This is a genomic window from Bacteroides sp. MSB163, from assembly GCF_036416795.1.
Taxonomy (GTDB): domain Bacteria; phylum Bacteroidota; class Bacteroidia; order Bacteroidales; family Bacteroidaceae; genus Bacteroides; species Bacteroides maternus.
The window spans coordinates 4,995,304-5,009,032 of the sequence record NZ_CP143867.1; the positions used below are offsets into that span (position 1 = coordinate 4,995,304).

Here is a 13,729-nt window from a genome sequence, read left to right on the forward strand (position 1 = left end):
CTGTTTTGTTTTTCTTTATTGTATCATTTATTTTTTCAACGGAACTGAAAAACTGAATATAGATCCTTCACCCTTCTTCGAAGTAAACCACAACTTACCACCATTCTTCACCACAAAGTCCTGGCACAACAACAATCCCAAGCCGGAACCTTCTTCGTTGTTGGTGCCGAATGTACTGAAGTGTGTATCGGTATGCAGCAATTTCTTTTGTCCTTCCTCGTCAATACCGCAACCGTGATCTTGCACGCTGACTATTGCCATACCATCTTTCGCTTCCAGTTTCACCAGCACCTCAGAGTTCTCGTTACTAAACTTAATAGCATTGCTTATCAGATTGCGTACTACGGTCTTCAGCATATCAATGTCGGCAGATACGGCTAACTTCTCCGGTTTCTCTTCACGGATTGTAATCTTCTTCATACCGGCTACCATATTGAATATGTCGATCACGCCATCCACAACTTCTACTACATCAATATCCTGATATACTACATTCAGCTTACCAATCTGGCTCTTGGTCCACTTCAGCAAGTTATCCAGCAGAGAGAATACATCTTCTGTCGTCTGGTTTGCCATTGTCAGCAGTTCATACATCTCGGCACCGATTTTCTCGGACGGCAGATTCAGTATCAACATATTCAGCACCATCTTGATGGAGCCCATAGGAGACCGTAAATCATGAGCAATCACCGAATAAAGTTTGTCACGTCCCGCAATGGTACGTTGCAGTTCTTCGGTCTTATTCAAAATAATACGTTTGGCAGCTACCAACGAAATCTGGTGGGTTACACGGATAATCAGCTCTTCCTTGTTAAAAGGTTTGGAGATAAAGTCATTTGCTCCCACCTGGAAACCTTTTACAATATCCGTCGTGCTGTTCAGTGCAGTCAGGAAGATGATAGGAATATCTGCGGTTTTGGGATTTGCTTTCAAATGTTGCGCTACCTCAAAACCACTCATATCCGGCATCATCACGTCCAGCAACACCAAATCCGGGTTTTCCTTATCTACCTGCTCTAATGCTTGCCGACCGTTACTTGCCGTAGCGATTGCAAATTTTTCATTTGTCAAGAGTACCTTCAACAATAATACGTTGGACATCACATCGTCAACGATGAGAATTTTGTACTCAGAAGGATTAATTTCCATATTCATCTTATACAATATTGTTTTCCCGTTTATCTATATAATCTATTTACGATATTCCTTAAAATATTCCACAATCCGCTTCAAACCGTCTTCCAGTTCAATGGTAGGCTTCCAGTTCAGCTTCTCTTTTGCCAGCGTGATATCCGGCTGACGTTGTTTAGGATCATCATGCGGAAGTGGTTTGAACACCAACTTCGACTTCGATCCTGTCAACTGAATCACTTTTTCCGCTAACTCGAGGATAGAAAATTCATTCGGATTTCCAAGGTTCACCGGACCAATAAATTCATCCTCCGTGTTCATCATTCTCACCATTCCCTCTATGAGGTCATCGATATATTGAAAACTTCGCGTCTGATCTCCTGTTCCATAGATAGTTATATCATGATCCTGCAATGCCTGAACCACAAAATTGGAAACCACTCTTCCATCATTCGGCAGCATCCGTGGACCATACGTGTTAAAGATACGAATAATTTTAATACGAATGTTGTTTTGCCGGTGATAATCCATAAACAAAGTTTCAGAACAGCGCTTCCCTTCATCATAACAAGAACGGATGCCTATTGGATTTACGTTTCCCCAATAATCTTCTACCTGAGGATGCACTACCGGATCACCATATATTTCACTGGTAGAAGCTTGTAGAATCTTGGCATTCGTCTTCTTTGCCAATCCCAGCATATTAATGGCTCCCAATACAGAAGTCTTAATCGTTTTGATTGCATCATATTGGTAATGTATCGGTGATGCCGGGCAAGCTAAATTGTATATTTCATCAAGAGTTTCGGTATGATAGGGAAATTCCACATCGTGATGCACAAACTCAAAAAAAGAATTGCTTTTCAGATGCTCGATATTTGCTTCCGCGCCGGTAAATAGATTGTCAAGACATATCACATGATGTCCTTCATTTATCAACCGTGTGCATAAGTGCGACCCTATAAAACCAGCACCACCGCTAACCAATATATTTTTCATGTAAGTTTTTTATAATGTCCGAAGACTTATGAAACCTATTCGTTTGTTTATGATGGCAAAAGTAGGAGATTTGGTTAACTTATGCAAGTTTGTAACAAGATATTTCACTTGTTAATGATAACAAAAGAACATAATAGAAACAAAAATGCCCCAAACGGGCATTTTATTCTTCGGGAACCGGCGTTTCAATCGGATTTGGAATACTAAAACTTTTATCCGAGAACAAATCCGCCAAGCCGGAAATCTGCTTCAGACGAAGAAGTTCATCACGATCCATGCCTATATTTTTCATAATCCATTGATCGGACATACCCGCTTTATCCAGTTCGGCCACGATGTGACACATCAGTTCGATATTGTGCGAGCCTCGTGCCCGGTTATGCCGGATGGTAGATGCCATTCGATTGGATAATTCTTTATCAATCACCACTACAGGCAACAAACCGTTTTCCCGCTGATAAATTCGCTTGGAGCTTCTCAATACACTATAACGATGATACCCGTCTACCAGTATATAACGGTCGGTTTCGTTATCATAGTAACATACGCAAGGCATCGTAAAACCATCCTCCCAAATAGAAAGTTCCAGTAATTTCATCTCAGGTGGCGCCACTATGTTGGGATTATAATCATTCGCCACTATTTTCTCCACCGGCACAGCTTTTACGGCATATACCGGACTTTGATCTACACTCATAACATCATATTTTTGAATTGTTCCATTATTTTATCTCGTTTGTATGCTTCCTCCTTATTTAAGGCAAAACCCATATATTTGCAAGCATGATCATTCTTCAGAATACATACACACATTCTCTTATACGTGGGGATTTCACGAAATTCAGAAATGTCTATATCATCCAGATAGTCCATTTTAACAGGCTTCTTATGCGTCTTATAATTGGTAGTATTCACCACTTCCAATGACACCCCGGCTTTTCTTAGTTTCTCAATGGTCTCCTCAGCAAGACACCCGCCTTTTGTACGCCAAAACTCAATACTGACAGTCAGTTTCTTCAAATAATTGCGCCGGGTAGTTTCGGGTAAGGTAGAGAGCAGAAATTGCATGAATTCTTTCCAGGTATACCCCTTCGGCAGGCGGACGCTTTGCCAGCCCATAGCATGTGTTCCACCATAAATTCCGGTAAAGTTCACCCCATTAACACGGCCTACCATCTTGCCCCATGTACTGGGATCAATCACTTTATAAAGGCGAAGACTTTCCTGAGCCTCACAAAGGAAGGGGCTTGCTACACGCTGGCGCTCAATGTTTACACCTGCTTTATAATATAAATCATATAAATGATTATAGTCCCAGCCAAACCTTCCATTGGCTACCCAGATATCTGTCGTTTTCCAGTCGAAAACAGGATAAGCATTGAAGATATCATTTCCGATTTTAGAAGTCCACCGGTAATTATGATACATCTGATATTTCCGGGCAAGGTGAATGCTGCGCCAGCGATTGAAACTTTCCTGCGTACGAATACCTATGAGGAAACAGGATCGTATCGCATCTTTTCTTGTATGCAACCATTTGGCAAAATGCATCTGAAACTCGTAGTCCCACATTGCATCCGTATAAAAAGGGAAGTCCTCTACAGTCATACTGCCTTCCGGCATTTTCCGTACCCATATATCCCGCTGTTCCGGATCCCAAGGACGCCAATAATTCTGATACATAGATGTACAGGTGGTTACCTTGAAAGGTACGCACACACGATATACATCCAAAATATCCTTATTGGCTTCCAGAATACGGTCCACGTAATCGATAGTCATGCTATACTGGATTTCATAATCCATATGGTAAACACAAAGTTTACGCTTCAGATTATTGCGCCGGATGTAATCAATACATAAATTCAATAACACACCACTGTCTTTTCCTCCTGAAAAGGATACACAGATATTATCAAATTCTTTAAATATAATATGCAGCCGTTCCTGTGCTAATTCATATACATTCTTCTGAGCCTCCCCCATTCTATTTCTCCTTATTCATTTTTACATAGCGTTTCCATTCTTTCTCCACAGAAAAGCCTAATTCCTGGAATACTCTTTGATGCTCAATAAATGTAACTGAGCTCAAACGCTTATCTTCATCTGTGCTGTCTATAACTTTCTCCAAAAGAGCTTTTAATACTTCCGCATTATTCTCCTTTATATAATAGTTATTAATAATTGCTTCCGATTTCTTATGTTCCAGCGGTATAAAGCCAACTATTTCTTTTCCTTCCACCGCAACAAACCATATAAAGTTTTCCGAAGTGCGAAAAGGATAATTATAGTTCTGTTTCAATACTACAGGATTCATAACCAATGGAGCGACCAGTTGATACAACCGTTTCTCCGTACCTTTTAATTCAACTATTTGTGTCATTATTGATTTGTTATTTATTATGGTTTGAGCTTACATTCCCACATAAAATAGTGCAGACAAAATTAAATAAAAAAAGAATAGGGACAATAAAGAATGGAGAAAATTAATAAAATTATATTTATTAAACATATGAATCTTAAACTACAGTATATTTCTCTAAAATTGCTTATTGAGTTAGTCGGCAAGGTCGTTGCCACAATCTAATGCATTGCCCGGCGATACCGTGGTTCACATCTGTGCCGCTTCGCTCCGTATCAATTATATGAAAATAGAAAGTTTCATTTTCAACCGATTACCGAAAAGAGCAGATAGAAGTAATGTATTTTCATAGCATTAACATAGAAATATTCAGCTCTGTTTCTGACATAAAACCATTTACTGACAAATCTTGAATGAAAGGATTAATGGAACATTATCTACTGACATTCAACATATTAAGCGAGAGAAAAATATCATTTTAGGGTCATTTTGGGGTCAGGGTCACCTATACACGCATTTGGAGGCAAAAAAACAGAAAAAGGAAGTATCGATATGTTTATATTTAAGAAAAAAAAGAGAACAAGCTCAAATTACGACAAAAAATTCCGCATAGACGGTATATGTATACATATTTCACAATCTAAGCATCTACTCTTACAGTGCAGAAAAGAGAGAATTGAAGAACATGCGAAAAGACATAAAAAGTATAAACACAAAATACAAATAATACTCTATTAATCAATAAGTTGCTAATAGATTCAAGCCATACACTCTCCAAAAATGCGTGTATAGGTGACCCTGACACCAAAATGACCCCTATTTGCTCACCAGAACCTTGCCGATCAGGATTGATTTAGTAAATATATTTCCAATATTATATCAATAGTATTTTAAGAAGCAATGTTTTGTCCTAAAAGAAGCAATGTTCTATTCAAAAGCATTGCTTTATATGCGACATAACATTGCTTTATATTCTAAAGAATTTGAATCACCAGAAGCCTTCATGAAGGCTCTCTCTGGATGAATATATAGAATATTACAACTATAAAAGAATTAAATCACGATATAAAAGTAAATCACACACTGTTTACTTCAAAGAGAAGCTATGCCTTTGTCTCATTAGCCAAATATCAGGATAGCTACACCCTTTAGTCCGGATGGTGTAGCCCTAAGTACAAAAGGGTGTAGCCATTCCAGACAAAGGGTGTAGCCTTATTATACGGTTGATATAGAACCGATTACAAACGACTTATTCGTCAAAAAAGAAAAGTCTGAATTAGGGTAATGGTAGAAGTGTGTAACAAAAAAAGAAAAAGATAGAGATTTATGACCAACTTTGGCGAATAATCCTACCCAAAATACCCATAAGTAGGGATTGATAAAACCAATATTTTCTTCCAACTTTGTAACAAGAATCAGATAAAATGAAAAGTCTTTATATAGTATTGCTTATTACGATAGCTTGGACGTCTTCTCTACCGGTACAAGGGAAGGACTCTATTAATATAGGAACCCGCCATTCTTTATTCTCCAACATACTGAATGAAGAAAGGATGTACTGGATTTATGAACCGGAAAAACAACCGGGTGAAGAAGAAAAAGACTACCCGGTTCTCTACTTATTGGATGGAGATGTATTTTTCCATTCCGTAGTAGGTTTTACCCGTTTCTTTGCTTCTTCAAGGGTTTCTTCATTACCCCCTTGTGTTGTAGTCGCTGTTTTGAATACAGACCGTACCAGAGATTTCACCCCTACCAGTTCGGCTGCACGACGGGATGGCAGTATTCAGCCCGGAGACACTCCAAAAGGTGGAGGAATGAAGGCTTTCTATCGTTTCTTAACTGAAGAGCTGCGCCCGGAAATAGAAAAAAAAGTTTCTGCTAACGGCCGTAATTTCTTAGTAGGACATTCATACGCAGGTTTATTTACCCTACAGGTTCTACTCGACTATCCTGAGTCGTTTGATACCTTTATGGCAATAGATCCCAGTTTATGGTGGGACCGGGGAGTTTTCCTGAAGCAAGCCGAGAAAGAAGTTGGTCAGAAAGATTTTTCGGGAAAACAACTCTATGTCGCCTTTGCTACCCGCCAACGTCCTAATGTGAAATTAGACCAGTTTGCATTGGCTGACAGTTTAGGAGAAAGAATCATTCCAGAGATGAAGAGCCAGCATCTGCGTGCTATATACAAAAAGTTCCCGGATGAAGTGCATGGTACAATAGCCCTTCCAGGTATGTTCGATGGTCTGAAGTCTTTGTTCATGCGTTAGTACAGAGACACATAGCATTTTGTTATGTTCTCTTTTATACTGTTAATAATCTGAATAGTTTCAGCTCTTGGGAAAACAGTAGGTCCGGAAGTTTGTTTTAAATATAGGAAAAGTAAGTTCCGATTGATCGTACCATATAATATAGACCTAAATAAATAAATAGATTATCATGAAAAAAGAAGTTTCTGAAGTATTTGAAAAAGAACAATCTAATGAAAGCTGCATCCATCTGTATCTGGAAGAATGCGGCTGGTGTGCTTACGAAGTTTCAGCTTATCTACTAATGAACCTTTTAGGAGGAAAATGTATAGTCGAAAAAATAGAGAAATGCGGCTTGAAGCTTGTCCGCGCATTTCTGAACATAGATTTGCTGGGTGGCATCAATTATGGCGAATACCGCTATGCGGGCTTAAACTCCTACAACCTGCAATTAATAGGAAAAGATAAAGTCGATAAGAATTCATTTCTTCATTGGAAAAAGAATATATAAAACATCATACAACAGACTTTATCAATAGGATTTTTATATATCTCCCATATTATTGTAATGATAATATGGGATATATATATTTTAATATACCATCAATTGTATTATGCAATTCTCTTGCAAAGGATTCTGAAATTGTTTAATATCCCAATTATGTTTCCTTCTTTTTAAAGAATAAAAAAGTCCTAATTCTTAACAGAATTAGGACTTCTAATTTAGGACTGAGCGGTGCGTACGGGACTCGAACCCGTGACCCCATGCGTGACAGGCATGTATTCTAACCAACTGAACTAACGCACCATAATTTCATTTCTTTTATTGCTTTCTCTCTCTCGATTGCGGTTGCAAAGGTAGGTGTTTTTTTGAAACCTGCAATAGCTTGAAAGAAATATTTTTCATCTTTTTTAAAGTAGGCTTGATTATAAGATATTTATATTACCTTTGTGTGGCAAAAAAAATTCGAATGACAAATCAAAATCAATTAAAAGCGAGAAAAACCATGAGAAATACTCCTATTGAACGTAAACTGATTGACGAAACCATCGAAACATTTCAGATTGCAGACTTTGGAAAAGCAACCATCCGCGAAGTAAAGGCGATTGCCGCCAAGGCAGAAGCTGAATCTGGTATAGAATTTATAAAAATGGAAATGGGTGTGCCGGGACTTCCCCCTTCGGCTGTAGGTGTAAAAGCTGAAATAGAAGCTCTGCAAAAAGGAATTGCCAGTCTTTATCCTGACATCAACGGATTGCCTGCACTGAAAGAAGAAGCTTCACGTTTTATAAAAGCATTTATTAATGTAGATTTGCAACCGGAAGGTTGTGTACCTGTTACCGGCTCCATGCAAGGCACCTTTGCTTCGTTCCTCACTTGCAGTCAATGTGACGAAAAGAAAGATACGATATTGTTTATTGACCCGGGATTTCCCGTACAGAAGCAACAGCTAGTCGTTATGGGACAAAAGTTCGAGACTTTCGATGTATATGATTTCCGCGGCGACAAATTGAAGGAGAAACTGGAAAGTTACCTCAAGAAAGGGAATATCTCCGCTATCGTCTATTCCAACCCGAACAATCCCAGCTGGATTTGCCTGAAAGAAGAAGAGCTACGTATCATCGGAGAACTTGCTACGCAATATGATGTTATTGTTCTGGAAGATCTGGCTTACTTCGCTATGGACTTCCGGCAAGATTTGAGCAAACCATTCCAAGCACCTTATCAACCATCAGTGGCACATTATACGGACAACTATGTATTGCTTATTTCCGGCTCTAAAGCATTCAGCTATGCCGGACAGCGTATCGGTGTCAGCTGCATTTCAAACAAGCTCTATCACCGCTCTTATCCCGGATTGACAAAACGCTATGGTGGCGGTACATTCGGTACAGTATTCATTCACCGTGTACTCTACGCCCTCTCCTCCGGTACGAGTCATTCGGCACAATACGCGCTTGCCGCCATGCTGAAGGCTGCTAACGAAGGACGGTACAACTTCCTTGACGAAGTGAAAATATACGGTGAACGCGCTCACAAACTGAAAGAGATTTTCCTGCGCCACGGTTTTCATCTGGTATATGACAATGACCTTGGTAATCCCGTAGCCGACGGCTTCTACTTTACTATCGGTTATCCGGGGATGACCAGCGGCGAACTGGCTAAGGAATTGATGTACTATGGTGTCAGCGCCATATCACTGATTACCACTGGTAGCCATCAGGAAGGTTTGCGTGCCTGTACTTCATTCATCCAGGATCACCAATATGCACAATTAGAAGAACGGATGGCGATCTTTGCAGAAAACCATCCGGTATAATAGAATAAAAGAAAAAACTTACCAATTAGTGCCGGTATCCCACCACAAACGGGTACCGGCATTATCATCTCCTCCCAAAGCTTTCACCAATGCACGGTATTGTTCCGGATTTTCCGTTTGTAATCCTCCGGGAAAGTTTAAACGGCGAATCATTATTTCCGTATCAACGCAGCCATCCTTACTATGATTGAAACGAACAGGAAAAAGACGTGGATATCCGGTTCTGCGCTGTTCCGCCCAGGCTTCACATCCTTCAGGAAACATTGCCAGCCATTTCTGCGTAATGATCTTCTCCAACTTCGCATCCCGGTCAGCTGTTTCAATCCACTTCGGTGAGACTTTACAATAGGCTTTTATATTATTGTCAGCATCAAATGTATCTACAAAATCAATTGGCAATTTATCACTATTCAAATACGAATCAGTCTGCATGATACCATACTGATGCAGGGAGGAAGTAATTCCTTTTTCATAGCATGTACCGGCATCTTCACTCGTCCAGTTTCTCAAAGCGGCTTCGGCACGCAGAAACCATACCTCAGCAGCAGTCATAAGAACCGCATCCGTTGACTGAGTAGTCTTCAGTTTCGACAGACCCATATAATTGCTGTGAGAGAAGCAAGTCCCTTGCCGGATTCCACGATACTGTCCTTTAAACGACTCATCCTGACATGTGGTAAAAAAGACTGTACGCCGAGGATCTTCATAACCGTTCATGATAGACTCCATCGGAGCGCTCATATAAGTTTCATTCCACACCAGATTGAGTTCTCCCAACGGATTGGTATACCCTTTCTTTGTAGATACCGCCACCGGTTCATTTTCCGCTTCCAACGTTCCATATTCATTATTAAAAGCTTTCAGGAACTCTGAACGGGCTTTCTCTCTATCCACTGTAGCTATTCGCATCGCAAGCCGCATTCTCAACGAATTGGCAAACCTTATCCACGAAATGTATTCGCCATCCATCAATATATCAAAACGGGAAAACTCAGCTGCTCCCGGATTTGACCCCACATAACCGGTAAGGGTACTCACAGCCGTATCTAATTCACAAAAGAACTCTTTATAAACCGCTTCTTGTGTATCAGGCATATATTCTGCGTTAGGGTCAGCAAACCGTGAATAAATGATAGGACCATAGTAATCCGTAACGCGATGCATCACTTCCACTTTCAGAATTTTGGTGACTCCGAAGAAACCGGGATGCTTCTCACGCGTTGCATTCTCCGACTGGTATATCTGTGGAAAAATATACGAGTAGGTATGTCCCCACATTGCACTGTTCCAACCATCTTGCAAATTATAGTCCGAATTATGGCTACCTCCATTCAATGGTTTTCCATCATGCATATATCCACTGAACATGTCTGCATTCAGGTTCTGCGTCAACTGGAAAGGCCAGTTCTTACCCTTTCCATAATCATAATTGAAGTAAATGCCCTGCTGAATCACTCCCAGACGAATACCATGTTCATTATAATCAATCTGCAAATCTTCATCCGTAATTCCAGATAAATCCGTATTGATATCCTTAAAGTCACCCGTGCAAGAAGCCAGAACTAACAGAGCACCGAATATCCAACTATATCTTTTCATATCAATCCTCCCCTCTCCCATTAAAATTCACACTTCAATGAAAAGCCCCAACTGCGCGTTGTTGGCATCCCATACACATCAATACCTTGATTATCATTACCGGTAGATAATACCAGATCCGGATCAAAAGGTGCCTTCTTATAAAGGAAAAACAAATTGCGGGCTATAAAAGATACCTGCGCTTTCTTCAGGACTTTAGTTTTTTCCATCCAGGAAGCAGGCAACTGATAAGACAATGAAAGTTCTCTCAACCGGATGTTGGTCGCATCATACATATAATATTCCGTTGTCCCTGCGCGTCCGCCTACAATCTTATAGAATCCCTTCACGTTCTCTATCCGCTGCCCCTCCAGCATAACATAACCATCATCACGGGCTTTTCCGGTAATTTCCGATACACCATACAAGTCCATATCTGCCTGAGTTTGCGAAAGCACCTTACCGCCGTAACGACAATCTACCAGGAAATAGAGAGACAAGTCCTTATAAGAAAGCGTATGATTCCATCCCAGCTGGAACTTCGGATTGGAGTTTCCAACTTTTACCGTATTCCCGTCACCTTCTACTTTTGGCAATCCTGCATTATTCCCTTCCGTCTCATAAACAATATTACCGGAAGCATCTCTGACAAAAGCTTTTCCATAAATGTCGCCAATCGATCCGCCTTTTATCAGTTTCATGGCATAGCTGGAAGAGAAACTGGTGGGACCATAAACAAATTCTTTCAAATCTTCATGCAAAGCAACTATTTTGTTCCTGTTAGAAGCAAAATTAAGAGTAGTACTCCACATAAAATCTTTTGCCATCACAGGAGTAGCGTCCAATGCGATTTCCCATCCCTGATTCTGAATGTTACCGGCATTCACATAGCGGTAAGCATATTTGTCACCCGCCAGCGTAGGCAATTTAAAAAACTGGTTATGAGTATTTGTTCTATAGAAAGTGATATTAAACCCGATACGGCTATTCAGAAAACGTCCTTCCGCACCAATTTCCCACGAATAATTCATCTCCGGTTCCATTTCCTTGAAAGGTGCCGCATCATTCGCCAGATATTCACCACCGGCAGTGATATGGGAAACGGAATTCGTAATATACAAAGGAATATCATTTCCCACCATACTATAAGCTGCACGCACCTTTGCATACGACACCCATTCAGGTAAAGTCAGCAGACGACTTAGGATCAACGAAGTACCAACTGAAGGATAAAAATATCCCCTGCCTTCGTGCTTGGTATGTGATAAAGTGGAAGACCAGTCATTACGGGCCGTCAAATCTATATAGGCACTCTCTTTATAACCCACCTGCGCCGTAGCAAACAGCGATTGCAGCTGGCGGTGTGAATCAATTTTCTGATCAAGAGCTGCTGAACCGTTCATTATAATATTTGCCAGAGTGAATACATTGGCATAGTACAAAGAAGCTGTTTTGGAATCATAACGGGTAGAATTAGTAGTCTTATCAGTAATACTTCCCCCCAATGCACCATTTACTGAGAAATAGCCCCATTTCTTCTTCACCATAAGCATCAGGTCACCATAAAACTGGAGATCCTGATAATCCATTTCCAGGTAACGTCCGTTAGCACCGGCTAACGCCGGAGCTGTAGAAGCATAAAATTTCTGACGGACTTTATCGTCAATGCAATCCACATTGCCACGGGCCTGTACCGTCAACCAGTCATTTACTTGCAAGTTTGCCGATAAGGAGACAATGGCATGCATACGCACTTCTTTAGTTTGTATGCGGTTCGTTATCCAATACGGATTCTGCTCAAAATCTTCATAGGAAGTATGCCAGTTCTGTATATTCAGATTTCTACTTTCATCGTACACTTCGAAATTATCCCTATAATACGACAAGTCCTCTCCACGGGGGAACCGATAAAGTCCCACTAACGGATTCATATAAAATCCGCCAACTGTCGGCTTGTTTTTAGATACCTGTCGCATCAGGTTCACATTACCATCCAGTTTCAAACGATTATTGAACATCACAGAAGTTTCCCTGAATGTAATATTATGCTTGGATAAGCGATTTTTATCAATAATCCCTTTACCGGTAGTATTGGCATATGAAAAATAATTCTGCAATTTCTCATTGCCATGACTTACGGATACGGAAGTAATGGAAGTCACTCCGGTAGAGAAGAAATCATTCAAATTATCGTATTTCGGCAAGTCTTTTCGTTCCCCCCAACTATCTACCCCATCACTTACTCCATAACGACTTTGCATTTCGGGTAAAGAAGATGCTTTATCGAACATCAGACTGGTAGAAAATGATATGCTCCGTTGTCCTTGTGATTTACCTTTCTTGGTCGTAATCAAGATCACACCGTTACCTGCCTGGCTACCATAAAGTGCCGCTGCAGGAGCCCCTTTCAGAATACTTATGCTTTCTATATCCTCCGAGTTTAAGTTTGAGATACCGTCACCGCCATCGCGGTTACCTGCATTAGCAGTTCCGCCAATGGCACTGAAAGCCTGTTCCGAAGTTGAATTTAACATAGGAACACCGTCAATTACATAAAGAGGTTGGTTCTCCCCGGCTACCGAGCGGATTCCGCGAATGTTTACTTTAGCGGAAGCACCCAGTCCCGATGATACCTGATTAACCTGCACACCGGCAGCCTTACCGGTCAATGAAGTTATCAGATTGGGCATTTTAACCCGTGTCAGTTCTTCACTTTTCACCTGGCTCATTGCATAGGAAAGAGAGTGCTCCTTCTTTTCGATACCCAATGCAGTCACAACTATTTTATCCAGTTCCACCGCATCTTCCTCTAATACAATATCCAGAAATGTATATCCTTTTACGCTTATCTCCCGCGTCTTATATCCCATAAAAGAGAATCTCAGCACCGCATCATCAGCAACCGTCAGTGCAAATTTGCCTTCCAAATCCGTCACTCCACCATTCGAAGTACCTTTTTCCAACACTGTAGCTCCCGGTAAAGGCACACCGTCTCCATCTACAACACGCCCCATTATACTTTTCCGGGCGATAAGTACTTCAAGCCGATGGTTCACATCGTCCGCAACAAAAGCACAACAAGAACTACT

At 40.6% G+C, this 13,729-nt stretch carries 10 protein-coding genes, 1 tRNA gene and 1 pseudogene; 4 read left to right on the forward strand and 8 right to left on the reverse strand.

The features are described from left to right. Positions 1 to 27: 27 nt before the first annotated feature. From VYM24_RS19395 to VYM24_RS19415, 5 genes are all read right to left on the reverse strand, one after another. Entirely contained in the window at positions 28 to 1,155 is a 1,128-nt protein-coding gene (locus VYM24_RS19395; RefSeq protein WP_291551469.1) for an ATP-binding response regulator, read from the reverse strand. A gap of 36 nt (positions 1,156 to 1,191) precedes the next feature. Next, positions 1,192 to 2,130 (reverse strand): UDP-glucuronic acid decarboxylase family protein, encoded by a 939-nt coding sequence (locus tag VYM24_RS19400; protein WP_299093143.1) that lies wholly within the window; start codon positions 2,128 to 2,130, stop codon positions 1,192 to 1,194. 163 nt (positions 2,131 to 2,293) lie between these two features. Further along, positions 2,294 to 2,827 (reverse strand): IbrB-like domain-containing protein, encoded by a 534-nt coding sequence (locus VYM24_RS19405; RefSeq protein WP_217716214.1) that lies wholly within the window; start codon positions 2,825 to 2,827, stop codon positions 2,294 to 2,296. Further along, on the reverse strand, positions 2,824 to 4,116 hold the full coding sequence (locus VYM24_RS19410) for a DUF3440 domain-containing protein (protein WP_291551467.1): 1,293 nt from the start codon (positions 4,114 to 4,116) through the stop codon (positions 2,824 to 2,826). Before VYM24_RS19410 ends, VYM24_RS19405 begins: the two co-directional genes overlap by 4 nt. A gap of 1 nt (position 4,117) precedes the next feature. Further along, complete coding sequence (locus tag VYM24_RS19415; RefSeq protein WP_044270291.1) at positions 4,118 to 4,513, reverse strand: hypothetical protein; 396 nt, start codon at positions 4,511 to 4,513, stop codon at positions 4,118 to 4,120. 992 nt (positions 4,514 to 5,505) lie between these two features. On the opposite strand from VYM24_RS19415, the pseudogene VYM24_RS25430 reads away from it, so the two are divergent. The 3 genes and pseudogenes from VYM24_RS25430 to VYM24_RS19425 all read left to right on the forward strand — a co-directional run. After that, positions 5,506 to 5,631, forward strand: a pseudogene (locus VYM24_RS25430) (hypothetical protein); the annotation flags it as partial. A 285-nt stretch (positions 5,632 to 5,916) separates the two neighbouring features. Beyond that, a complete protein-coding gene (locus VYM24_RS19420; protein WP_299093138.1) occupies positions 5,917 to 6,762 on the forward strand; it encodes an alpha/beta hydrolase in 846 nt (281 codons plus the stop codon). 169 nt (positions 6,763 to 6,931) lie between these two features. Then, complete coding sequence (locus tag VYM24_RS19425; RefSeq protein WP_022209107.1) at positions 6,932 to 7,252, forward strand: hypothetical protein; 321 nt, start codon at positions 6,932 to 6,934, stop codon at positions 7,250 to 7,252. 223 nt (positions 7,253 to 7,475) lie between these two features. Here the strand turns inward: VYM24_RS19425 and VYM24_RS19430 are convergent. Then, a tRNA-Asp gene (locus tag VYM24_RS19430) sits at positions 7,476 to 7,549 on the reverse strand. A gap of 199 nt (positions 7,550 to 7,748) precedes the next feature. Here VYM24_RS19430 and VYM24_RS19435 point away from each other — a divergent pair. Beyond that, positions 7,749 to 9,062: a pyridoxal phosphate-dependent aminotransferase gene (locus VYM24_RS19435; RefSeq protein WP_330940687.1), complete on the forward strand. Its 1,314-nt coding sequence runs from the start codon at positions 7,749 to 7,751 to the stop codon at positions 9,060 to 9,062. Between the two features lie 18 nt (positions 9,063 to 9,080). Here VYM24_RS19435 and VYM24_RS19440 read toward each other — a convergent pair whose 3' ends face one another. Beyond that, the gene (locus VYM24_RS19440) at positions 9,081 to 10,661 is read right to left on the reverse strand and encodes a SusD/RagB family nutrient-binding outer membrane lipoprotein (protein WP_330940688.1); all 1,581 of its coding nucleotides are present in this window, start codon (positions 10,659 to 10,661) and stop codon (positions 9,081 to 9,083) included. 20 nt (positions 10,662 to 10,681) lie between these two features. Further along, positions 10,682 to 13,654 carry a SusC/RagA family TonB-linked outer membrane protein gene (locus tag VYM24_RS19445; RefSeq protein ID WP_330942278.1) on the reverse strand — a complete coding sequence of 991 codons (2,973 nt, stop codon included), beginning with the start codon at positions 13,652 to 13,654 and terminating at the stop codon, positions 10,682 to 10,684. Positions 13,655 to 13,729: the final 75 nt, after the last annotated feature.

Bases quoted from the DNA above. Each gene is read 5' to 3' on its own strand.
- VYM24_RS19415 (WP_044270291.1), bottom strand. From the start codon at position 4,513: ATGACACAAATAGTTGAATTAAAAGGTACGGAGAAACGGTTGTATCAA.
- VYM24_RS19425 (WP_022209107.1), top strand. From the start codon at position 6,932: ATGAAAAAAGAAGTTTCTGAAGTATTTGAAAAAGAACAATCTAATGAA.
- VYM24_RS19420 (WP_299093138.1), top strand. From the start codon at position 5,917: ATGAAAAGTCTTTATATAGTATTGCTTATTACGATAGCTTGGACGTCT.
- VYM24_RS19410 (WP_291551467.1), bottom strand. From the start codon at position 4,116: ATGGGGGAGGCTCAGAAGAATGTATATGAATTAGCACAGGAACGGCTG.
- VYM24_RS19435 (WP_330940687.1), top strand. From the start codon at position 7,749: ATGAGAAATACTCCTATTGAACGTAAACTGATTGACGAAACCATCGAA.
- VYM24_RS19445 (WP_330942278.1), bottom strand. From the start codon at position 13,654: ATGGGGCGTGTTGTAGATGGAGACGGTGTGCCTTTACCGGGAGCTACA.
- VYM24_RS19440 (WP_330940688.1), bottom strand. From the start codon at position 10,661: ATGAAAAGATATAGTTGGATATTCGGTGCTCTGTTAGTTCTGGCTTCT.
- VYM24_RS19405 (WP_217716214.1), bottom strand. From the start codon at position 2,827: ATGAGTGTAGATCAAAGTCCGGTATATGCCGTAAAAGCTGTGCCGGTG.
- VYM24_RS19400 (WP_299093143.1), bottom strand. From the start codon at position 2,130: ATGAAAAATATATTGGTTAGCGGTGGTGCTGGTTTTATAGGGTCGCAC.
- VYM24_RS19395 (WP_291551469.1), bottom strand. From the start codon at position 1,155: ATGAATATGGAAATTAATCCTTCTGAGTACAAAATTCTCATCGTTGAC.